This window comes from Tenacibaculum sp. 1B UA, from assembly GCF_033978845.1.
Lineage (GTDB): Bacteria > Bacteroidota > Bacteroidia > Flavobacteriales > Flavobacteriaceae > Polaribacter.
In genome coordinates this window covers 1-22,401 of record NZ_JAKVUA010000021.1, presented here as the reverse complement: position 1 = coordinate 22,401, position 22,401 = coordinate 1, and the positions used below count along the sequence as shown (strand labels likewise).

Annotated in this window: 20 protein-coding genes and 1 pseudogene; 12 read left to right on the top strand and 9 right to left on the bottom strand. The window is 31.7% G+C overall.

Annotated features, from left to right (window positions below):
* Nucleotides 1-53 precede the first annotated feature (53 nt).
* Complete coding sequence (locus tag MK851_RS13685) at nt 54-356, bottom strand: type II toxin-antitoxin system RelE/ParE family toxin (protein WP_320244392.1); 303 nt, start codon at nt 354-356, stop codon at nt 54-56.
* A complete protein-coding gene (locus MK851_RS13680; RefSeq protein WP_320244391.1) occupies nt 353-595 on the bottom strand; it encodes a type II toxin-antitoxin system ParD family antitoxin in 243 nt (80 codons plus the stop codon). Before MK851_RS13680 ends, MK851_RS13685 begins: the two co-directional genes overlap by 4 nt.
* Before the next feature lie 222 nt (nt 596-817).
* On the opposite strand from MK851_RS13680, the pseudogene MK851_RS13675 reads away from it, so the two are divergent.
* Nucleotides 818-961: pseudogene (locus MK851_RS13675) on the top strand (IS110 family transposase); the annotation flags it as partial.
* A gap of 69 nt (nt 962-1,030) precedes the next feature.
* Here the strand turns inward: MK851_RS13675 and MK851_RS13670 are convergent.
* From MK851_RS13670 to MK851_RS13655, 4 genes are all read right to left on the bottom strand, one after another.
* Entirely contained in the window at nt 1,031-1,705 is a 675-nt protein-coding gene (locus MK851_RS13670; RefSeq protein ID WP_320244390.1) for an HNH endonuclease signature motif containing protein, read from the bottom strand.
* Between the two features lie 10 nt (nt 1,706-1,715).
* Nucleotides 1,716-1,907 carry a hypothetical protein gene (locus tag MK851_RS13665; RefSeq protein ID WP_320244389.1) on the bottom strand — a complete coding sequence of 64 codons (192 nt, stop codon included), beginning with the start codon at nt 1,905-1,907 and terminating at the stop codon, nt 1,716-1,718.
* 80 nt (nt 1,908-1,987) lie between these two features.
* On the bottom strand, nt 1,988-3,160 hold the full coding sequence (locus tag MK851_RS13660) for a hypothetical protein (RefSeq protein WP_320244388.1): 1,173 nt from the start codon (nt 3,158-3,160) through the stop codon (nt 1,988-1,990).
* Between the two features lie 292 nt (nt 3,161-3,452).
* Nucleotides 3,453-4,049 carry a Crp/Fnr family transcriptional regulator gene (locus tag MK851_RS13655; RefSeq protein ID WP_320244387.1) on the bottom strand — a complete coding sequence of 199 codons (597 nt, stop codon included), beginning with the start codon at nt 4,047-4,049 and terminating at the stop codon, nt 3,453-3,455.
* Nucleotides 4,050-4,120: 71 nt separating this feature from the next.
* Here MK851_RS13655 and MK851_RS13650 point away from each other — a divergent pair, with 71 nt between their 5' ends.
* On the top strand, nt 4,121-4,528 hold the full coding sequence (locus tag MK851_RS13650; protein ID WP_320244386.1) for a group III truncated hemoglobin: 408 nt from the start codon (nt 4,121-4,123) through the stop codon (nt 4,526-4,528).
* On the opposite strand, the gene MK851_RS13645 is transcribed toward MK851_RS13650, so the two are convergent.
* Nucleotides 4,518-4,856, bottom strand: coding sequence for a hypothetical protein (locus MK851_RS13645; protein ID WP_320244385.1), 339 nt, complete (start codon nt 4,854-4,856; stop codon nt 4,518-4,520). The two genes, MK851_RS13650 and MK851_RS13645, sit on opposite strands and share 11 nt — an antisense overlap.
* Nucleotides 4,857-4,983: 127 nt before the next feature.
* Between MK851_RS13645 and MK851_RS13640 the strand changes: the two genes are divergently transcribed.
* The 9 genes from MK851_RS13640 (at nt 4,984) to MK851_RS13600 (ending at nt 16,766) form a co-directional block, all read left to right on the top strand.
* Complete coding sequence (locus tag MK851_RS13640; protein WP_320244384.1) at nt 4,984-7,002, top strand: VWA domain-containing protein; 2,019 nt, start codon at nt 4,984-4,986, stop codon at nt 7,000-7,002.
* 6 nt (nt 7,003-7,008) lie between these two features.
* Nucleotides 7,009-7,200 (top strand): hypothetical protein, encoded by a 192-nt coding sequence (locus MK851_RS13635; protein ID WP_303509982.1) that lies wholly within the window; start codon nt 7,009-7,011, stop codon nt 7,198-7,200.
* 22 nt (nt 7,201-7,222) lie between these two features.
* Complete coding sequence (locus MK851_RS13630; RefSeq protein WP_303509980.1) at nt 7,223-7,405, top strand: CPXCG motif-containing cysteine-rich protein; 183 nt, start codon at nt 7,223-7,225, stop codon at nt 7,403-7,405.
* Nucleotides 7,406-7,410: 5 nt separating this feature from the next.
* A complete protein-coding gene (locus tag MK851_RS13625) occupies nt 7,411-7,809 on the top strand; it encodes an acyl-CoA thioesterase (protein ID WP_303509977.1) in 399 nt (132 codons plus the stop codon).
* Between the two features lie 33 nt (nt 7,810-7,842).
* On the top strand, nt 7,843-8,181 hold the full coding sequence (locus MK851_RS13620; protein ID WP_303509974.1) for a hypothetical protein: 339 nt from the start codon (nt 7,843-7,845) through the stop codon (nt 8,179-8,181).
* Nucleotides 8,182-8,302: 121 nt separating this feature from the next.
* Entirely contained in the window at nt 8,303-12,613 is a 4,311-nt protein-coding gene (locus tag MK851_RS13615) for a CusA/CzcA family heavy metal efflux RND transporter (RefSeq protein ID WP_320244383.1), read from the top strand.
* A gap of 10 nt (nt 12,614-12,623) precedes the next feature.
* Nucleotides 12,624-13,817 carry an efflux RND transporter periplasmic adaptor subunit gene (locus tag MK851_RS13610; RefSeq protein ID WP_320244382.1) on the top strand — a complete coding sequence of 398 codons (1,194 nt, stop codon included), beginning with the start codon at nt 12,624-12,626 and terminating at the stop codon, nt 13,815-13,817.
* A gap of 98 nt (nt 13,818-13,915) precedes the next feature.
* The gene (locus MK851_RS13605; RefSeq protein WP_320244381.1) at nt 13,916-15,901 is read left to right on the top strand and encodes a heavy metal translocating P-type ATPase; all 1,986 of its coding nucleotides are present in this window, start codon (nt 13,916-13,918) and stop codon (nt 15,899-15,901) included.
* A 34-nt stretch (nt 15,902-15,935) separates the two neighbouring features.
* Nucleotides 15,936-16,766 (top strand): prohibitin family protein, encoded by an 831-nt coding sequence (locus MK851_RS13600; protein ID WP_303509962.1) that lies wholly within the window; start codon nt 15,936-15,938, stop codon nt 16,764-16,766.
* Nucleotides 16,767-17,194: 428 nt separating this feature from the next.
* On the opposite strand, the gene MK851_RS13595 is transcribed toward MK851_RS13600, so the two are convergent.
* Entirely contained in the window at nt 17,195-18,988 is a 1,794-nt protein-coding gene (locus MK851_RS13595; protein ID WP_303509961.1) for a DEAD/DEAH box helicase, read from the bottom strand.
* 126 nt (nt 18,989-19,114) lie between these two features.
* Nucleotides 19,115-20,470, bottom strand: coding sequence for a hypothetical protein (locus MK851_RS13590; RefSeq protein ID WP_320244380.1), 1,356 nt, complete (start codon nt 20,468-20,470; stop codon nt 19,115-19,117).
* Nucleotides 20,471-20,647: 177 nt separating this feature from the next.
* Between MK851_RS13590 and MK851_RS13585 the strand changes: the two genes are divergently transcribed.
* Nucleotides 20,648-22,270, top strand: a complete 1,623-nt coding sequence (locus MK851_RS13585; protein ID WP_320244379.1) for an ABC-F family ATP-binding cassette domain-containing protein — start codon at nt 20,648-20,650, stop codon at nt 22,268-22,270.
* The last annotated feature ends 131 nt before the right edge of the window (nt 22,271-22,401 follow it).

The following is a 22,401-nucleotide window of genomic DNA, read 5'->3' as shown; positions in this document are numbered from 1 at the left end:
AAATTGTAAAATTTACTTGTTTTTACCTCAGTTCTTTGTTGTGTGCAGTTTTTTTATTTCAGTCGTTTTTTAATATCCATTCGCTGATGTAAAATTCTAACAATTTCTACAATGTCATTTTCCACTTTTCTATAAAAAATTAAATGCGATTTTATTTTAGTCACACGATAATTTTTTCGGGTTTGCTCTACCGATTTTCCGGTCAAATAATTATCCGCAATGAATTCAATTTCTGTAATTATCAGGTCGTAATATCTATCCGCTTGTTCTTTAGACCATTTATTGAAAGTATAAACCCAAATATTTTTTAAATCCTTAATCGCTTCTTGACTTATTCGATATTGGTTTTTACTCATAAGTACTGACGATGTATTTCTTTCAGGTTTTGTTTTGGGTCAAAATTTTCAACAAATCCACTTTGTTCTCCGACTTCAAGAGCTTTAATCAGTTCCCTTTCTTTTTTTTCTTCACTTTCTAAAAGTCTCAATGCAGAACGAATAACCTCACTTACAGAACCGTATCTTCCAGATTTGACCTCTTCTTTAATGAATTCCTCAAAGTGTTTTCCGAGTGATATTGATGTGTTTTTTCCCATTTTGGATATTATTTTTATCAAATATACCAAATATTGGTAACGCACCCAAATTGCACACAACGTCTCAGCTATGGTTAGTACGGGAACTAAAATTACTTAATTTCCGATTAAGCACTTAATCAAAATTTTTTATTTTAATTTATTCATTCTTAAAAGTCAAATCAACGATTTAGCGGTGTTGATAAGTAGCATTGAGCTTTCCTCACTAATATGTAAATACAACAAAGCTGTAGAGAACTTTATGACCGAATTGTAGCTAAGGGTAAGAGTAAAAAACTTGCTTTAATAGCGGTGTGTAATAAGCTACTAAAACAAGCTTTTACCATAGTAAAAAGTGGTTTACCTTATGATGCAAATTATAAAAGTATTTTGGTTTTAAAAAGTATAAAATGTACTTGTTTTTTACCTCAGTTCTTTGTTGTAAGCAGTTATTTCTCAATTCTTTTTCTTGACGTATGTTTTATTTCCATTTGAATTTATATAATATTTTCCACCTCTTGGTCCTGTCTGAATTGTTCTACTTGAAGAACTGCTCGGAATTGAATAGCTTGGCGAGGAATAAGTCGGACTCGAATAATAGCTGTTTGAAGTGCTTTTTTTAGATTTTACATAGACTTTTTTTCCGCTACTATTGTAATAGTATTTTCCACCTCTACTTCCAGTGTAAATTATCCTTCCACTATTATTAGTTCCCGAATAAGTTGATTTTGGTTTTGAATTATTATTGTAAAAACTGTTATATGTCGAATTAGAATAATAATTAGGTTTAGTAATTGAATAAGTTGAATTACTTCTGTTAGCTCTTTCTCTTGCTGTTTTTCTTTTATGTTGTTCTACAGTCAGTAACTGCATATTGTTTGGGGCATCCGTTCCTCCTTCTGATAATGGGATGATATGGTCTATTTCATACCCATATGGAATTTTATCATAACCTTTTGACTTCAGAAATTCTCTTTTGTTTGCTTCGCTCCTCTTAACCATTGGTTTTCCAGTTGTAGAATAATATTTACCAGAATAATATTCAGTCCTTCCTATGCTATAAGTTTCTTGGCAATAAGCACTAAGAGATGTTATTAATGAGATTAATATAAATAAGAAATAATTTTTCATCGTTTGATTTTTAAGGGTTAGTTATAGAGACAAAAATTAATATTACTACTATTATTAGAATAACTGTTACCACTATTTTTATTGATTCTTTTGTCTCTTCTTCTTTATTTTCTTTCTTAATTTTTTCCCACCATTTTAAATATTTTATCAAAAAAATAAATAAAACTATTATGGTTAAATATAATATTATTCCTGGTGCCATTCTATAATTTTAATTTTTGTCCTTTTTTCAGAAGTAGGCGAGAACAAGCAATTGCTTATAGCCATTGTTACAAAACGTTTTTAATCTCGATATTTCTTAATTTCTACAAATCTTTTTTCGTTGTCATCCAATTCTTTTGTATCTGATTTTGATGTTTTCATAAAGAAAGGAAATGTCCCATAAGGTGTTTGAACAGGTTCTCCAAAATAATACAATTCATTTCCTGTGTTAAAAGGTATTGGCTTTATATTCATTTCTTCCAGCTCGCTTTCTTTCTTAGCATAAACAAGTTCAGTCGATACTTCACGAACTATATTTCCTTTATTATTTATTTCCTGAACCCAAACGGTTTTTCCTTCATCTTTACGTTTTGAAGTGTAAAGTGTTATGTATCCAGTACCATTCTCAAGTGGGCTGTATTGTTTAGGATTATCCGAAAGATAAGGTTCTAACAAAACAATCGTTACAGATTCCAACGTGTTAAAATCTGTATATTTAACTATTCCATTGGATAAGCATGATGCTGATAATTTCGGATACTCTAATTCAAATCCTTTTTTTCCATAAGGATAGATGTTTACGACTTTGTTGTTTTTAACAATTACAAGACAAGGTATTTCGGTAACTAATTCTTGATTGTTAATAAATGAGTATCTACGTTGTAAGAACAAATGGGCATTAAATTGACCACTTATATTTTTATCGAAGTTTGGACTTGGAATTTGGTTATATAAGCTCTTGACTTTTTCAATTCTTCCTGAATTATACCTTGTAAAATTTGTGGCAACTTTTTCTCTTCGCTGTATTTCCCGTTTAATATTATTGTAAGCGGCAGCTTGCAAGGAATTTGAGAGATTTCCCAAAGTGTTACTTATTTCTTGTTGATAAAGTTGTTGAGTTTGAGCTTGTCTTTGTTGCATTTGAGTCAAAACCTGTTGGTCATATATTTGTTGATTAGCCCTTCGCTGTTCTTGCTGTTGTTGATTTAAAGAATTTTGATATTCTTCCTGCTGCTTAGCTTTCTGCTCAATTTGATTATACTTAACTCTCAGTTTATTCTCTAAGTTTTGATATTTAGCGGAAATATTCGCAAGTTTTGCTTGCCTTACATTGGGTGATTCTCCTTCAACTTTTCTTTTTTCAGCGTTTTCTTCAGCTCTTAGGGTTTTTAATTCTTGAATAAATTCTTGTGAAGTTTGAGCATTTGAAAAAATCCCAAAAAGCAATATACAAATTGTGGTAAGTGTTCTCATAATGTAATTTTTAAATGTTTTGTAACTCGTTATATGTCAAACTTTAGTTGTTTTATATCGACAAAAGCATGGGATAATATAAAGTTTAGCAATTTTTATACGCTACCAAATATATTAAAACCAGTACTTTACTTAAAATAAAGTTATTAACGAGTTATTATTATTTGTTAATTAATTATATAATTCCAACGAACTTACTACAAGGTGTGTACAAATTCTTACGGAATTCCATAAATCCATTAATTTTATGATTTATAACACACTTTATTGAATGGTCTCTTTTAGGAAAGTTTTAACGATATACCTTTCGTTTGCTAATTTTTACATCTCCCTTTTTTTCCAAGGATTTTATTACCCGAATTACGGTTTCTACGCGTAAACCTAAAATATCGGCTATTTGTTGTCGAGTATAGGCTACTTTAAACGAGTGCTTTCCTTCAACTTTATATACATCGTCTTTTAAATAATCAATAAAGCGGAGTACTCTGTGGGCAGGTTCTTGACTCGATATTTCAGAAGCAATAATGGCTTTGTAATACAAACGTTTTGCTAAACTTTGGGTAATTTTTAAGTGAATTTCAGGATTGTCTTGTAGTAATTTAAACAGGTTGTTTTTAGATAAGACTAGAATTGTACTATCAGAAATAGCCACTGCATTGGCAGGATATTTTACATCTATAAACAAAGGAGGTTCACCAAAACTTTGGTTTTTATAAAACACCCCTTGAATAAACTCTTTGCCATCATCATTAAAATTATTCATTTTAACCACTCCGCTTACTATTTGGTAGTAGTAGTGTGCGGTTTGTTTTTCAGAAAAAATAATCTCGTCTTTTTGAAAACGTTTCTTTTCAGCGGTGTATTTTAATAAGAGTTCTTCTGGTATCATTATGATTTAAGTCATAAATTGCAATCGTATAAAGATATACTTTTGTAGCGTATTTCAACAACGATTTGTAAATGGATAAAAGAGACATAGAAAATAGGGAAGATGTGTATAAACTGGTATCAACCTTTTATAACGATAAAATTAGAAAGGATGATTTTATAGGGCCTATATTTTTGAAAACAATACCAGAAGAAACCTGGGAAAGCCATTTACAAAAGCTCACCGATTTTTGGGAAACGAATTTGTTTTTTGTTAGAAAGTTTAAAGGAAACCCAATGAAAGCACACAAAGATGTAGATAGAGATTTCGAGTATTCTATCTATCAGGAACATTTTGGACGCTGGTTGCAATTGTGGTTTGAAACGGTTGATGAACTTTTTGACGGAACAAAAGCCCATGAAGCTAAAGAAAGAGCACGAAACATAGCTTCTATGCTCTTTTTTAGAATGTTTGAGGCAAAGCCGAAGCCTACGACATAAGTAGGTAAAAAATCAACGAAATATTACCCACTATATTGATAATAAATGCCCATGCAATTATTTTAAAAGGTTGTTGGCTTATGGCGGTAGCATTAGCGCCCATAGCGGTTACACAAGCAAAAATTAGGGCAAATAAATGAACCTCTCCATCTATAGCTAAAGCAGCAGTTATAGAGGCTATCATTGAGCCTACGGTAATTAATATAATAGATACACCAATGCTATTTCGTTCTCCTTCAGCAATTTTTTTATTGATGTAAGCCGTAATTCCCATGCTATTTGTTTTTTGAAGTGTTTTTTCTGTGGTTAAGTTTTCAGTGGTTACCATATACTAGTTTTTAGTAAAATTATGTAATTGATTGCTAGTTTTTTATGACCGAGGTCATAAATGAAAAAGAAGAAAAGGTGTTTTTATTTGTCAGATATTTTTATCTTCACATACTAAAATAAGCTGAGTGGAGTCAACAACTATAATTTACATTGTATTAGCCGTATTCATAAGCGTAGCCATTGCTTTTTTTCAATATTTCTATAAGGTAAAAAGAACTCCTAAAGTACACATCTTACTTTTTAGTTTAAAAGCACTAAGCCTTTTTTTAATAGGATTGCTACTCATTAATCCGAAGATAACAACTCTTGAAACGGAGAACATAAAACCTGTGTTGTCTGTATTGGTAGATAATTCACTATCTACTCAGTTTTTTAAAGAAGAAAAGAAGGTTGAAGAATCTCTTTCAAAAATTAAAAGCAACCAAGAACTTCAAAATAAGTTTGACGTTCAGTATTTTTCGTTTGGGAATGATATTAAAGTGTTGGATAGTTTATCGTTTGCTGAAACACAAACCAATATTTCAAAAGCAATTGATGCTGTTAATGAGTTAAATAAAGGTAAAAAAGCAGCTACTATTTTAATAACAGATGGAAATCAAACCCAAGGGAATGATTATGAGTTTTCATCAACAAAGCATAAAATATTTCCTGTAGTTATAGGGGATACTATTCAATATCAAGACATTCAAATTTCACAGTTAAATGTGAACAAGTATAGCTATGTAAAGAACAAGTTTCCAGTTGAAGCATTGTTGTATTATGAAGGAAAAGAAACGGTGAATACTACTTTTTCAATCGTAAAAAATGGGAACAGAGTTTTTTCAAAAAGGGTACGTTTTTCACCAGAAAACCCTGTGCAAACTGTTACCGCTAATTTAGTGTCTACTACCAAAGGAGTACACTATTACACAGCGTCGATAAGTAGTATAGCGAATGAAAAAAACACGAAGAACAATTATAAAAGCTTTTCAGTAGAAGTTTTAGATGAGCAAACCAAGGTTTTACTGTTAAGTTCTTTCTTACACCCAGATTTAGGAGCGCTTAAAAAAGCGATAGAGAGCAATAAACAACGCAAAGTAGACATTGCTTTGATACAGGATAAGAATATAAATTTAGAAGCGTATCAGTTTTTTGTTTTGTATCAGCCTAATAGTTATTTTAAAGCAACTTTAGAAAAAATACCCTCTAATTTTTTACTGGTTTCAGGAACTAAAACAGATTGGAACTTTTTGAATAGTCAAAGTTTAGGAATTCAAAAAAGAGCCATCAATCAAAAAGAAGAATATACCGCTATTTACAATGCAGATTTTTTAACTTTTTATCAAGAGGATATCGGTTTTGGTCAATTTCCGCCACTACAAGATAAGTTTGGAGAAGTACAGCTTAAAAAAGAGTCTCAAAGCTTGTTGTATCAAAAGTATGCAGGCGTAGAAACCACACAGCCATTATTATCAACCTTTGAAGAGAATGATAAAAAGTACGCAGTACTATTTGGTGAGGGTATTTGGAAATGGAGAGCTGCCAGTTATTTACAAGAGAAAAACTTTGAAAGTTTTGATATGTTTGTAGGAAATTTGGTTCAGTATTTAGCATCCACTAAAAAGAGAAAACGTTTAGATGTAAAAGCGCAACGTTTGTATGCAGCTAATGAACCTATAACTATAAGTGCATTTTATGTTGATAAAAACTATCAGTTTGACAGTAGGGCTTCTTTAGAGTTAACGGTAACTAACTTAGAAACAAAGGCAAAAAAGAGTATTCCGTTTTCTTTATTTAATAACTCGTATCAAGTTTCAGTTGAAGGCTTAGCTTCAGGAGAATATTCATATACCGTAACTGTACAGAACCAAAATATAAGTAGCTCAGGAAGGTTTAAGATTGAAGATTATCAGATAGAAGAGCAATTTACCAATGCGAACTTTAAGAAATTAGAACAACTGGCCTCAAAAACAGATGGAGCAACAGTTTATGTAGATAAAATAGATGATTTATTAAAAAAGATACAAGAAGATGCATCTTTTTATACCACTCAAAAGTCTATTACCAAAAAACAAAGTTTAGTTGATTGGAAATGGTTGTTATTGTTGATTGTAATTTTATTATCAACAGAGTGGTTTGTTAGAAAATATTATGGTAAAATTTAAAAAAAAATGAATAAAAAGTTAATAAAAGTACTGCTTTTGAGTACTGTTTGTCTAGTTTTTAGTGGTTGTTCAGATGAAGAAGAAATGTGTGAGTTTACCTATGATAGACCTGATGGAAGTGGAAACTATATAACAACTACTATTGAACACCCTTGTAAATTAGGTCCGCCAGTAACAGAACCAGCTAATAAAAAATAATTGGTGAAAATTATAATAAAATATGACGTATGAACACTTTTTTCAATGTCCGCATTGTTGGGAAGAAATTTCCATGTTATTAGATGCTAGTACGTCTGAAACGTATGTAGAAGATTGTGAGGTATGTTGCAATCCTATACAAATAACCTTTACTTTTGTAAATAATGATTTAATAGCTTTTGAAGCTAAAAATATAGAACAATAAATACGATGAGATTTCACACACGTAAATGGGTAAAACCAGAAGATTTAAATCCTAACGGAACACTTTTCGGAGGACGATTATTACAATGGATTGATGAAGAAGTAGCGTTATATGCTATTATTCAGTTAGAAATTCCTAAAACAGTAACTAAGTTTATGTCTGAAATAAATTTTGTTAGTTCAGCAAAACAAGGAGACATTGTTGAAATAGGAATTAATGTAGTAAAGTTCGGAACAACATCTATCACCTTAAGTTGTGAGGTTCGTAACAAAATAACCCGAAAAACAATTATCGCAATTGATCAAATTGTTATGGTAAGTTTGGATGAAGAGGGAAGCCCTTTTGCGCATGGTAAAACAAAAATTGAGTATGTTAAGGATAGATTGGATAATGAAGATTCATAAATTTTTATAATTTTGTAACTCTAAATTAGATTAGTGAAAAAAAGCATCATCATATTATTAACCTTACTGTTAATTGTGCCTCCTTTACAGGCACATACTGATGCTGTGGTTTTTGTAGCTGAATCAGAAGTGCATCATGATGTGTTAAATGAAGATCATCAAGATGAGCATCATCAACATGATACTGAAGAAGAAAAAAACAAAGAACATCACCATCATTGTAACGTAATTACAATTACAGCAGATTTTATTCCGACTGACTATAGTTATAACATTCCTACTTTCTTAGAAGTAAGAAACCATATTAACTTCTATAGAAACACCTATTATAATTCATACTTATCGGCTATTTTCCAGCCACCTAAGTCTTAATTCTATTTTATTATTAAAAACAGCAGTAGCTCTTGTGTAAACAAGAACTACAAACTGTTGTACCGATTATTTAATAATAACCGGTAGAAATTATGTTACATTAGAATTAAATCAATACAAAATGTTAGATAACATTATCAAATTTTCAATTAAAAATAAATTGATTATTGGAGCATTGGTTGTTGCATTGATAGGCTGGGGAGTATATTCTCTAAAGCAATTGCCTATAGATGCTGTACCAGATATTACCAATAATCAGGTGCAAATAATAACATCTGCACCCTCACAATCAGCCCAAGATATAGAACGTTTAGTGACGTTTCCTATAGAAATTAGCATGTCAAACATTCCTGATATCGAAGAAATTCGCTCTTTCTCTCGATTTGGATTAAGTGTCGTTACAATTGTTTTTAAAGAAAGTACCGATATTTATTGGGCACGTCAACAAATTAGCGAACGGCTTATTGAAGCTAAAGATCAAATTCCTGAAGGAGTAGGAACACCCGAAATGGCACCAGTAACCACAGGGTTAGGAGAAATATATCAATACACACTTTATGCTAAAAAAGGATATGAAAAGCAGTATGACGCAATGGAGCTACGATCTATTCAAGATTGGATTGTTCGTCGTCAACTGCTAGGAATAGAAGGAGTAGCTGATGTAAGTAGCTTTGGAGGTTTTTTAAAACAATACGAAGTAGCTATTGAGCCAGAACGCATGCAATCGTTAAATGTTAGTATAAATGAGGTTTTTGAAGCACTGTCTAAAAACAATCAAAATACAGGAGGAGCGTATATAGATAAAAACCCGAAAGCGTACTTTATTAGAAGTGAAGGGTTGATAAAAACTCCAGAAGACATCCAGAATATTGTCATAAAAAACAATATAAACGGAACGCCTATATTAATGAAAGATATAGGGAAAGTTCAACTAGGACATGCGGTACGATATGGGGCAATGACAAGAAATACCGATGGAGAAGTGGTAGGCGCTATTGTTATGATGTTAAAAGGAGCTAACTCTTCAAAAGTGATTGATAATGTAAAAGAAAGAATAGCACAAATAGAAAAAAGTTTGCCAGAAGGAGTTGCTATAAAACCCTTTTTAGATAGAACTAAATTAGTAGATAAAGCCATAAAAACGGTATCAACAAACCTTATTGAAGGAGCTTTAATTGTCATTTTTATTTTGGTGCTGTTGTTAGGAAACTTACGAGCAGGTTTAATTGTAGCGTCGGTTATCCCGTTAGCAATGTTGTTTGCTATTAGTTTAATGAACGTGTTTGGGGTTTCTGGAAACTTAATGAGTTTAGGAGCAATTGACTTTGGTATTATTGTAGATGGTTCTATAATTATTGTAGAAGCAACACTACATCATTTGGGATTAAAAAAGTCAGGAACGCAATTAACCCAAGATCAAATGGATGATGAAGTGTATGAGTCGGCTTCAAAAATAAGAACAAGCGCTGCTTTTGGAGAAATTATCATTCTTATAGTGTACTTACCAATTCTTGCCTTAGTAGGTATTGAAGGAAAAATGTTTAAACCTATGGCATTAACCGTAAGTTTTGCAATTTTAGGAGCCTTTTTGCTATCGCTTACCTATGTACCTATGATGAGTTCGTTGTTTTTAAAGAAAACAATAAACAACAAAAGAAATATTTCAGATAAAATCATAACAGCGATACAAAATGTATACACCCCAATACTCAATTTTGTGTTAACTCATAAAATAAAAGTAGTGATAGGTTCAGTAGCCATTTTTATACTCAGTTTAGTCACTTTTTCTAAAATGGGATCAGAGTTTATTCCTTCGTTAGATGAAGGAGATTTGGCAGTGCAAGCCATTGTATCAACCGGAAGTTCACTTTCGTATACCATAGATGTTTCCAACCAAGCATCAGCACTCTTAATTAAAGAGTTTCCCGACGAAATAGAGCAAATAGTTAGTAGAATAGGTTCTTCAGAAATACCTACAGACCCAATGCCAATAGAGGCTTCAGACATCATCATTATTTTAAAAGAAAAAGACGATTGGACAAAAGCTAGCACAAAGAATGAACTGACAGAGAAAATGCAACAGCTGTTAGATGAAAATATGTTAGGGGTTTCTTTCGGATTTCAACAACCTATTCAAATGCGATTTAATGAGTTAATGACAGGGGCTAGGCAAGATGTTGTATTAAAGATTTATGGAGAAGATTTAGATAAATTAGTAAAGTATGCCAACCAATTGAGTAGAATTATTCCAGATGTAGAAGGGGCGGAAGACGTATATGTTGAAAAAATGACGGGACTACAACAAATCGTAATTGATTATAATCGAAGCCAGTTAGCGTATTATGGACTCAATATCTCTGATGTTAATACAGTGGTAAACACTGCTTTTGCAGGACAAACAGCAGGTTCAGTATATGAAGGTGAAAAACGCTATAACTTGGTAGTACGTTTAGCAGAAAATAAAAGAGCTAGTATTGAAGACATTCGTAAACTATACATTACAACTTCAACAGGAGCGCAAATTCCTTTAACAGCAGTGGCGTCTGTAGATTTTAAAACGGGGCCGAATCAAATTCAAAGAGATGATGCTAAACGTAGAATAACAGTTGGTTTTAATGTAAGAGGACGCGATGTAGCTAGTATTGTAAACGAATTAAAAAGCAAAGTTTCAGATAAAATAACATTCGATTCAGGATACTATATTACGTATGGAGGAACTTTTAAAAATTTAGAAGAGGCTCGTGCCAGATTAGGCGTTGCAGTACCAGCTGCTTTATTACTCATCTTTTTGTTACTGTATTTTACGTTTAAATCGATTAAACAAAGTGTATTGATATTTACTGCCATACCGATGTCTGCTATTGGAGGAATTTTTGCTTTATGGTTGCGTGATATGCCATTTTCAATTTCAGCAGGAGTAGGTTTTATAGCTTTATTTGGTGTAGCGGTGTTAAATGGAATTGTTTTAATTGCTGAATTCAACCGATTAAAGGCTTCAGGAATATTAGACCTTACTGAAATAGTAAAGAAAGGGACATCGGTGCGTTTACGTCCTGTAATTATGACTGCAGCTGTAGCGTCGTTAGGTTTCTTACCCATGGCATTATCATCTTCGGCAGGAGCAGAGGTACAAAAACCTTTGGCTACCGTGGTAATTGGAGGATTGGTGTCTGCAACTTTACTAACCTTACTTATTTTACCTGTGTTGTATATGCTTTTTGAAAAGAAAGTCAATCTAAAAATGAAAAAAGGTATGGGAACTATTATGGTATTTGCTGCCAGTATTTTCAGTACCCAAGCTCAAGAAGTTCCTCAAAAGTTGACCGAACAGCAAGTTATTGAGCTAGCTTTACAAAAGTCGGTGTTGATGAAAAAATCAGCGCTAGCAATCGAAAAATCGAAAGTAGGAATTAGTAAAGCGATTGATTTGAAGCCTACAACAGTTCAATATCAAGATGTTGGTGTAGCCAATGGCATAGCTGAAAAAGAATGGTCTGTTAATCAGAGTTTCGGTTCTATTTTAACGCATATTCAAAAAAAGAAGTTGGCTAAAGAGAAAAATACTTTAGCAAGCATAAATAACAACATAACAAAGAAAGAAACAGTAAGAAGAGCCAGAAGATTATATCAGCAATGGAACTATTTATACGGTTTATTATCTTTAATGGAAGAACAACAGGTAAGTACAAATCAAATAAAATCAATAGCAAAAACGTTGCATGCTGCTGGAGAAATAGGAGGATTAGAAAACGATTTAACCTCTTTACAGTCGTTAGGGGTACAATCGCAAAAGAATAAAATATATAAGGATTTTATTCAGGTAGAAAATGAACTAAAGCAATTATTACAAATAGATTATTTGATACAACCGCTTGAAAAATTACCTCAAAAAAAGGACTTTTTAATTCAAAAAAATTCGTTATCAAAAGACTTTATCAAAAGTTTAGAGCAAGAAAATAAGGTAGCTGCTAAAGGTGTATCTGTGGCAAAATCAACATATTTTCCTGCATTAACAGCTGGTGTAATTAATAGAAAAACAGGAAGCGAGAACAGCTATACAGGTTTTAATGTAGGAGTGAATATTCCACTTTCTTTTTGGTCTAATAATGCAAAAATTAAAGAACAAAAGATTATACAAGAAGAAATAGCGTATGAAAACAACAATAAGGCTATGGTTATTCAAAATAATTTTAAAAGCCTGCAAGAGCAGCTTATTTATTTAAATAAAGAGTTGGTAAGTATTCACACAACAGTTACACAAGCAGAAAGGTTTATAAAAAAACTACAGCTAGCTTATAAGGTTGGTGAAATTGATGCCTATCAATACAATCAGAGTTTTACCGCTTATTTTCAAGTAATGCAAAATTACCTATCACTGGTTAACAACTTTAACCAAACTGTAATAGCCTACGAATTTTACACAAAAAAATAAAAATATAGACATGAAAAAATTAGTAATATTATTAGTAACAATTATTATTGTTGTTAGTTGTAACTCAAAAAAAGAAGATCACTCAGATCACGACCATGCTTCCGAAGAAAAAACAACTCAAAATGTAAAGAACGATGAAGAACATGATGAAAATGGAATTCATTTAACCCAACAACAACTAGTTACAGCAAAAATAGAAACTTCTTTAATTGAAAAAAGAAAGATTAGAGAAAAAGTATCTGTGACTGGTACAATAGAGGTGCCTCCACAAAGTAAAGCTACTGTATATGCTCCTTTAGAAGCTTTTGTTTATAAAACAGATTTATTACCTGGAGATAAAGTAAAAAAAGGACAAACAGTTGCAGTGTTGCAACACCCTAATTTTATCGAATTACAATATGCGTATCTTGAAGCAATAAACAAGCTAAAAGTGGCTAAAGCAGATTATGAAAGAAAGAAAATGTTGTTAGAGAACGATATTACCTCAAAAAAATCATTTCAAATTGCTGAAGGAGGGTATCGATCTTCTAAAAGTTTAGTCAGTAGTTATGCTGCACAGTTAAAAATGGCAGGATTGTCACCTAATACAGTAGCAACAAAAGGCATTCAGCAATATGTGTATGTAAAGGCTCCGATTTCTGGTTACGTTGTAGAGAATAACTTGAACAAAGGAATGTTTTTAGCTGCTAATTCAGAAATGATGGAAATAATAGACAACGATCATATGCACGCAGAATTAAATGTTTTTGGAACAGACATAACAAAAATAAAGAAAGGAGATGAGTTTGAGTTTCAGCCTTCAGGAATAGATGTTACTTATGAAGGCTATATAAAATTAATAAGTCAAAAAGTAGATGACCAAACGAAAACGGTAAATGTTCATGGACATTTTGAAGATGAACAAAACCGATTAAAAGCAGGTATGTTTATCAATGCTCAAGTTTTATTAGGAGGAGATGAAGCATTTGCAGTACCTGAAGAAGCGGTGATAGAAAATGAAGGAGAGCATTTTGTTTTTGTTAAAAAGTCAGCAGATGAATTTATACCTGTTGAGGTAACTGTTGGAGACTCGGATAATGGATTTGTAGTAATAAAAACAATTCAAGAAGATAATTACAAGGTAACTATCGTAACTAAAGGAGCACATTTCTTAAAAGGAAAGCTATTACAAATGGCAGGCGGAATGGAAGGTCATGCACATTAATAATAACATGGGGTTATAAGAGCTATAATCCCATGTTTTGTATTAAATTAATTGCATCTTTCTAAAAGAAATAAAGTCTATTAATAAAACAAATTATAATGTCAAATCATACACATTCAGAAAAAGAAGCTCATGCACACAAACATGGAGGTATTTTTGGAGAAAAAACTGAACTTTATTTTTCAATTTTAAGCGGACTGTTTTTTTTCATAGGAATATTGCTTGAAAAATTAACCAATCTATCAAACACGTATCTACTTATAAGTTTTATAACAGCTTTTTTCTTTGGAGGGTACTTTACTACGATTGAAGCGATTGAGAAAATAAAAAAAGGAGAGTTTGAAATCGATTTTTTAATGTTAGTTGCCGCTATTGGAGCAGCTTATATAAACAAGTGGGAAGAAGGAGCTTTACTATTGTTTTTATTTAGTTTAGGGCATGCTTTAGAGCATTATGCAATGAATAAGGCAAAAAAATCAATAGAATCCTTGGGGGACTTATCTCCTAAAAAAGCACTAGTAAAACGGAATAATACCACAGTAGAAGTTGCGGTTGAAGAATTAAAAATTAATGATGTTATTGTTGTTAAACCTAACACCAAAATAGCAGCCGATGGTGTTGTAATTAAAGGTAAATCAAGCATAAACCAAGCATCTATAACAGGAGAGAGTATGCCTGTTGATAAAGAAGCATATTCGAGTTTAGAAGCGTTACCAAAACATTTTAATGAAATTGAAGAGAAAAACGTTGTTTACACAGGAACAATAAATGGTGATAATGCTATTGAGGTAAAAGTGTTAAAGCTAAGTAAAGATTCAACCATAGCACGACTAATTAAAATGGTAAACGAGGTAGAAACAAAGAAATCTCCCACACAACTACTTACTAAAAAGTTTGAAAAATGGTTTGTTCCTTTTGTAATCATTTTAGTTTTTGTCTTATGTTTTGCTTATTTGGTACTAGACGAGACTGTAAATGAAAGTTTATACAGAGCGATTACTGTATTAGTAGCAGCAAGTCCATGTGCATTAGCAATATCAACCCCTAGCGCAGTGTTAAGTGGTATTGCGAGAGCAGCTAACAAAGGAGTATTAATAAAAGGAGGACGTACTTTAGAAGATTTAGGAAGCTTAACTACAATAGCTTTTGATAAAACAGGGACACTTACCGAAGGAAAACCAAGATTAACAAATGCAATCGCCTTAAATAATTTTGAAGAAAAAGAGTTCTTAAAGCTAGTAGTAGAAGTGGAGAGTTTGAGCAATCATCCATTAGCAAAGGCAATTTATAAAGACATTAAAGAACAATATGCTATTCAACCTTCTAATGAAGCTTCCAATATCAGTGCTGTTCAGGGTAGAGGAGTTTCAGCAGATTATAAAAAGGTAAAAGTTTTTATAGGAAATGAAAAATTATTAGAAGAAAATCAAATAATTATTTCTCAAGAAGTAAAACAACAGGTGAAAAATTTGTTAGCTAAAGGCCATACTACTATGTTAGTAGCTTTTGATGATACACTAATTGGTTTGCTAAGTGTGATGGACGTTCCTAGAAAAACAGCAAAAGAGACGTTAACAAAATTAAAAAGCATAGGAATAAAAAAGATGATAATGCTTACTGGTGATCATCAAAATGTAGGAGATTCTATAGCTAAACAAATAGGTTTAACAGAAGCAAAAGGAAATTTACTACCCGAAGATAAAGTTGCAGCTATTCAACAATTAAAAAAAACTGAAACAAGAATAGCTATGGTAGGTGATGGGGTAAATGATGCGCCAGCAATGGCAAATAGCACAGTAGGCATAGCTATGGGAGCAGCAGGGAGTGATGTTGCATTAGAAACAGCAGATGTTGCATTACTTTCTGACAAAATTGAAAATTTACCATTTGTAATAGGGTTGAGTAGAAAATCAAAAAGTATTATTAAACAAAATTTATGGATAAGTTTAGGGGTAGTAGCTATTTTAATTCCAGCAACATTATTTGGATTTGCGTCTATAGGACCAGCAGTTTTAATGCATGAAGGTTCAACACTTATTGTAGTTTTAAATGCTCTTAGATTATTAAAGTACAATGAAAATTAATTCAGTATTTTTGAGAGTATAAAATATATAAGAGATGGCAAGAAATCAAGTAGAGTTAAAGTTTCCAAAGTTTGGATTGTTAATTCCAGTAGTAATAGTTTTAATAATTTTTGTAGCAAAATCAACAGAAACAATTAAATCAGGACAAGCAGGAGTGCTGTATAAAACTTTTGATGGAGGGGTTGTAACTGATGAACCACCTTTAGGAGAAGGTTTTCATATAGTTGCACCTTGGAACAAGGTGCATGTTTATGAAGTAAGACAACAAGAGCTTTTTGAAAAAATGAAAGTATTATCTTCAAATGGTTTAGAAATTCAAATAGATGGATCTGCATGGTATCAACCAGTTTATAACGATTTAGGTAAATTACACCAAGTATTAGGAGAAAATTATTTACAACGTGTAATTCAGCCTGCAATTCGTTCAGCGGCACGTAGTGTTGTAGGTCGTTATACGCCTGAGCAATTATATTCAAGCAAGAGAGATGCGATACAAGATGAAATTTTTATTGAAACTAAAAAGATTTTAGAGTCTCAATACATTCAGTTGAATGAAATTCTTGTTAGAGATGTAACGCTACCATCGACTATTAAAGAAGCAATTGAGCGTAAGTTAAAGCAAGAGCAAGAATCTTTAGAATATGAATTTAGGCTGGTAACAGCTCAAAAAGAAGCAGAGAAACAAATAATTGAAGCAAAAGGTAAAGCAGATGCAAACAAAATTTTAAGTGCATCGTTAACTGACAAGATTTTACAAGATAAAGGTATTGAAGCTACAAATAGATTAGCGAACTCTACTAACAGTAAAGTAGTTATTATTGGTTCAGGTAAAAGCGGAATGCCAATTATTTTAGGAAATCAATAAAATGATTTGTTGTTGTTGTGATAAGGTATTACTACAGAAAATATAAATAACAGAAAGTTAAGTTGTTTAACTTGTTGTAAATTAATTATTAAACTTTCTTAAATATCTGTTAAATACATGAAAGGTATGTAACAACTCTGTGTTATCAACGTCATATAAGTGTACAAAAATTAATATAATACTTAAAAATAATAACATGACAACAACAGATAATTTTAAAGAGGAGAAAAAAGCTAATCAAGTAGTAAGTGTTTATTCTAAAAGATATTCCTGGAACAGTAAAAGAAAATACGGCTATAAATATGTTACTTCTGTATTTTAGTTTTTAAAGAATTGTTTTAAGATAGTTTAATCATTAAGAAACCAAAAAAGCGGTGAAGTTAACTTCACTGCTTTTTTGGTTTTTATATAATAAATTTTTTTATTAATTAATCTCTTCTACGTTTTCTGCCAAAACCTGCTGCAGGTTTATTATCGCTTCTTCTAGAAGAGCTATTTTCACTACGTCTTCTGCCAAAGCTTTTTTTACCATCAGTTGGTTTATCGCTTCTACGCTTTTTACCATTAAATCCTCCGCCGTTTCTACGTGGTTTTCTTCCACCGCCGCCGCTACGGTCGCTTTTAGTAATTTCAATATTTACTGATCGACCATTAAAATCTGCGTCATTAGAAGCAAAAGCATCTAACGTTTCTTTTTCGAAGTTTTTGTCAATTTCAAAGAAAGAAAATGTATCTAAAATATCAATAGCACCAATTTCAATCTTGTCGCCAATATTTTGATCATTGATTAAACCTATTAGCTTAGCAGGGTTTAAACGATCTTTTCTTCCTAAGTTGATGAAGAAACGTGTCATATTCTCGCTAGAAGAACGACCTCTAGAGCTATCTTTTGAAGATAAATTGTTTAAATCAGGAGCGTTTTCGTAATATGATAAGAAAGTGTTGAACTCTAATGATACAAACTTTTGAATTAACTCTTCACGAGTTAAGTCTTCTAATTTTTCATAAATACCAGGTAAAAAACCTTCAATTTGATCAGTATTTACTTCGGTATTATGCACTTTATCAATTAAGTGAAATAATTGATTTTGACAAATTTCTTTACCAGAAGGAACAGGGGTGTGAACAAATTGTTTTTTTATAATCCGTTCAATAGGACGTAACCTACCTTGTTCTTTCTTACTTACTAAAGCAATAGAAATTCCTTTATTACCAGCTCTACCAGTTCTTCCGCTACGGTGATTGTAGTTTTCTATTTGATCTGGTAATTTATGGTTGATAACATGTGTTAGGTTATTAACATCTAATCCACGAGCAGCAACATCAGTAGCTACTAATATTTGAATCGTCTTTTTACGAAACTTATCCATTACTGAATCACGTTGAGCTTGTGATAAATCTCCGTGTAAAGCATCAGCATTGTAACCATCCCTTATTAGGTTGTTGGCTACTTCTTGAGTTTCTCTTCTAGTTCTACAAAATACAATTCCGTAGATATTTGGGTTTAAATCTGCTACTCTTTTTAGAGCAGGGTAACGTGTTCTTTCTGTTACTAAATAATACTCATGACTTACGTTGTCAGATCCTTGATTCTTTTGACCTGAAGTAACCTCTATAGGGTTTGTCATATAGTTTTTAGCAATATTTTCTACTTCTCTAGGAAAAGTAGCAGAAAATAATAACGTTTGTTTAGTGTTTGGCGTAGCTTCTAAAACTTGATCTAACTCATCTTTAAAGCCCATGTTAAGCATTTCGTCTGCTTCATCAAGTACTAACCATTTTACATTACCGAGCTTTAAAGCTCTTCTTTTAATTAAGTCTACGGTTCTACCAGGAGTACCTACAACTATTTGAACACCTTTCTTAAGTTTTCTTATTTGTTCTTCAATATTAGCTCCACCATAAACAGTGGCTACCTTTAAGTTAGGTAAGTATTTTGAAAAATCTTCAATGTTTTTTCCTATTTGAACAGCTAGTTCACGGGTAGGAGATAAGATGATTGCTTGCGTGTGTGTGCTTGTTTGATCAGCAAGCTCAATAATAGGCAAACTAAAGGCTGCAGTTTTACCTGTACCTGTTTGTGCAAATGCTTTTAAATCATCCGTAGAAGAAATTATTTGAGGAATTGCTTTTTCTTGAATTACTGTTGGCTTTTCATAACCTAAATCGGTTAACGCCTTGTTGATAGGTTCTTGCAAACCTAAATCTAAAAATGTTGACATACTGTGTTTTTAGAGAACCCACAGATGCCCCTCCGCGAATTCTATAATTAATTATTAATTAAATCGTCTAATACGATTTTTTTTGGACGGTGCAAAAGTACACTAAATAAAATGAATTGAGGCTAACTATTTGGTTTTTTGTAAATTACTGATTTCTAGGTTTATGTCTTTTGCAGATAAACTAGTATAACCGTTTTGAATAATTCCGTTTTTATCAACTAAAATCATACGAGGAAATTTACTAGAGGTAAAGTCACATACTGTACTTTCATTAGGTATGGTGTATTGATATTTTACATCTACATTTTTAGTAAACCTTTTTGAAGAATCACATAGGTTAACCAAAACAAAGTTGACATCAGGATTTTTCTTTACTAAATAGTTAAAACGAGAAGATACCCAGTCGTCTGAGGCATATTTATAATTTTTTAAAAGTACAACTGTGTTTTTGTTTTTAGAAATACGATTAAAGTCCTTTAGCTCACCATCGGCAGCTATTAGTTTAAAAGAAGGTAACTTTTCTCCTTTATTTAATATTTTTAAATCATTAATTAAACGTTGAACATTTTTTTTATGCTCATTATTGGTGTTTAATTTGAAGAAAGTAAAAAAAGCTTCACTCTTCATTTCGCTATTCGGTTCTTCATAGAAGTTTCGAATAACTGCATTATATAGCATTTTATTCTTAACAGCTTCAAGAGTTACATTTTCATTAATTGCGTGTAATAAACTTTGTGTAAACTTTTCTGATTTTACTCCGTGGTTTTTTAGGTAAGCATCATTATTAATTTTTTCTATTATAAACCTATAATATGGTCCATAAAACATCAAAGAGTCTTTATTTGTTGAAGCCTTTTCACGATAATTATAATAAGAACTACTAAAGTGTTGAACCCCCTTATTTAAGTTCTCAATGGCATACTGTTCTAACCTAGTGTATAACGGGAAATTTAAAGATATATCAAAAATATCCACAAAACCTGAAGCATCATTACTACGAGTTTTATAGTTTTTAAGAATAGTACTTTTAATAGACCTCATTGAGTCTATCTTTGATAAAAACTCATTTTTTGGTAACGAAAGATATTTATATGTGTCTTTATTGTCTTGCTCATATTGTAAAAAAGACTCAATTAATAAGTTATTTCTTTCCGCATTAACACCACTAAAAACTAACGATTCATCAAAATCCCAAGTATTTAGCCTAATTAATAAACTATCAGAAGGTTGCAAGTATACATATTGAAGCTCATTACCATGATGAAAAATGTATAAGCCTTCTTTAAAGTTCTCATAGCTTTCTAAAAATGTATTATTCTTACTAAGAGGAATAGTGTCATTAAAATCGTAATTGTTAGACAATATAACGAAGTCACATTTAGGATTGATAATTTTACCCCCAAAATAGGTAGGCTTATTTTTACTGGATTCGTTGCATCCAATAAATACAATTAATATGAGAGGTATAAAATACTTAATCATGATTCAAATTACCCTAAATACTAGAGTTCAAAAATAGATAACTCTTTATTATTAGGCTGTTAATTCGTTGTTAAAAAGAATTAAAACAAGCCAAAAGTAAGATGTTAAAAACTTCCATGCAAATTCTTTTATAGTCTTTAGTTTTTATACTTTTGCACGGAATTAAAAAATATATACATGTTATCAGTTTCTAATTTATCAGTTCAGTTTGGAAAACGTGTTTTGTTTGATGAAGTAAATACGAAGTTTACGCAAGGAAATTGCTACGGGATTATCGGAGCTAATGGAGCTGGGAAATCTACATTTTTAAAGATTTTATCAGGAAAACAAGAACCTACTTCAGGCCAAGTTCATTTAGAACCAGGAAAAAGAATGTCTGTATTAACACAAGATCACTATGCTTTTGATGAGTATACTTCTTTAGAAGCTGTGTTAATGGGGAATAAAGAACTGCACAAAATAAAATCGGAAATAGATGCATTGTATGCTAATTATTCTGACGAAAATGCAGAAAAAATAGGAGAGCTACAAGTTCGTTTTGAAGAAATGGATGGTTGGAATGCTGATGCTTCTGCTGCAAGTTTATTATCTAACTTAGGAATTAAAGAAGAAGATCATTATACGCTATTAGCAGATTTAGATTCAAAGAAAAAAGTACGTGTGTTATTAGCACAGGCTTTGTTTGGTAACCCTGATGTGTTAATTATGGATGAGCCAACTAACGACTTGGACTTTGAAACAATTGCTTGGTTAGAAAACTTCTTAGCAAACTACGATAATACAGTAATAGTAGTATCTCACGACCGTCACTTTTTAGATGCTGTTTGTACACATATTTCAGATATTGATTTTGGAAAAATTAATAATTATTCAGGAAACTATACATTTTGGTATGAATCTTCTCAGTTAGCTGCTAAACAAAGAGCACAGCAAAACAAAAAAGCAGAAGATAAAAAGAAAGAATTAGAAGAATTTATCCGTCGTTTTTCTGCAAACGTTGCAAAATCAAAGCAAGCAACGTCTCGTAAAAAAATGATAGAAAAGTTAAATGTAGATGAAATTAAGCCATCTTCACGTCGTTATCCTGCAATCATTTTTGATAGAGATAGAGAAGCTGGAGATCAAATTTTAAATATTGAGGAGCTTTCTAAAACAGATGTAGAAGGAGAATTATTATTTTCAAAAGTTGATATTAACTTAAATAGAGGAGATAAAGTAGCCATTATTTCTAAAAACTCAAAAGCCACCACAGCTTTTTATCAAGTAATTTCAGGAAATGAAGAGCCAGATGCAGGAAAATATAGTTGGGGGGTAACAACAACACAATCGTACTTACCTGCTGATAATTCATCGTTTTTCCAAAACGGAGAATTAAATTTAGTAGACTGGTTGCGTCAATATGCACAAACAGAAGAGGAGAGAGAAGAAGTTTTCTTAAGAGGGTTCTTAGGAAAGATGATTTTTTCTGGTGAAGAAGCTTTAAAGAAAAGTAACGTATTATCAGGAGGAGAGAAGGTACGTTGTATGTTATCTCGTATGATGATGACTAGAGCTAATATTTTAATGCTAGATGAGCCAACAAACCACTTAGATTTAGAATCTATTCAAGCATTGAACAACTCATTAATTAACTTTAAAGGAACTGTGTTGTTTACTACACATGACCACGAGTTTGCACAAACGGTTGCTAATAGAGTTATAGAAATTACCCCTAAAGGTATTATTGATAAATACTCAACATTTGATGAGTATTTAGATGATCCTAAAGTAAAAGAATTAAGAGAGAAGATGTACTCTTAAAATTATAAGATATAAATAAAAAGGGAGCTAATTAGCTCCCTTTTTATTTATAGAATGTCTCGTCCTAAAATAAGTTGACACAATTTAGACTTATTTTATGAAAAACAATGTATCCAAGAAGAAACGCACAC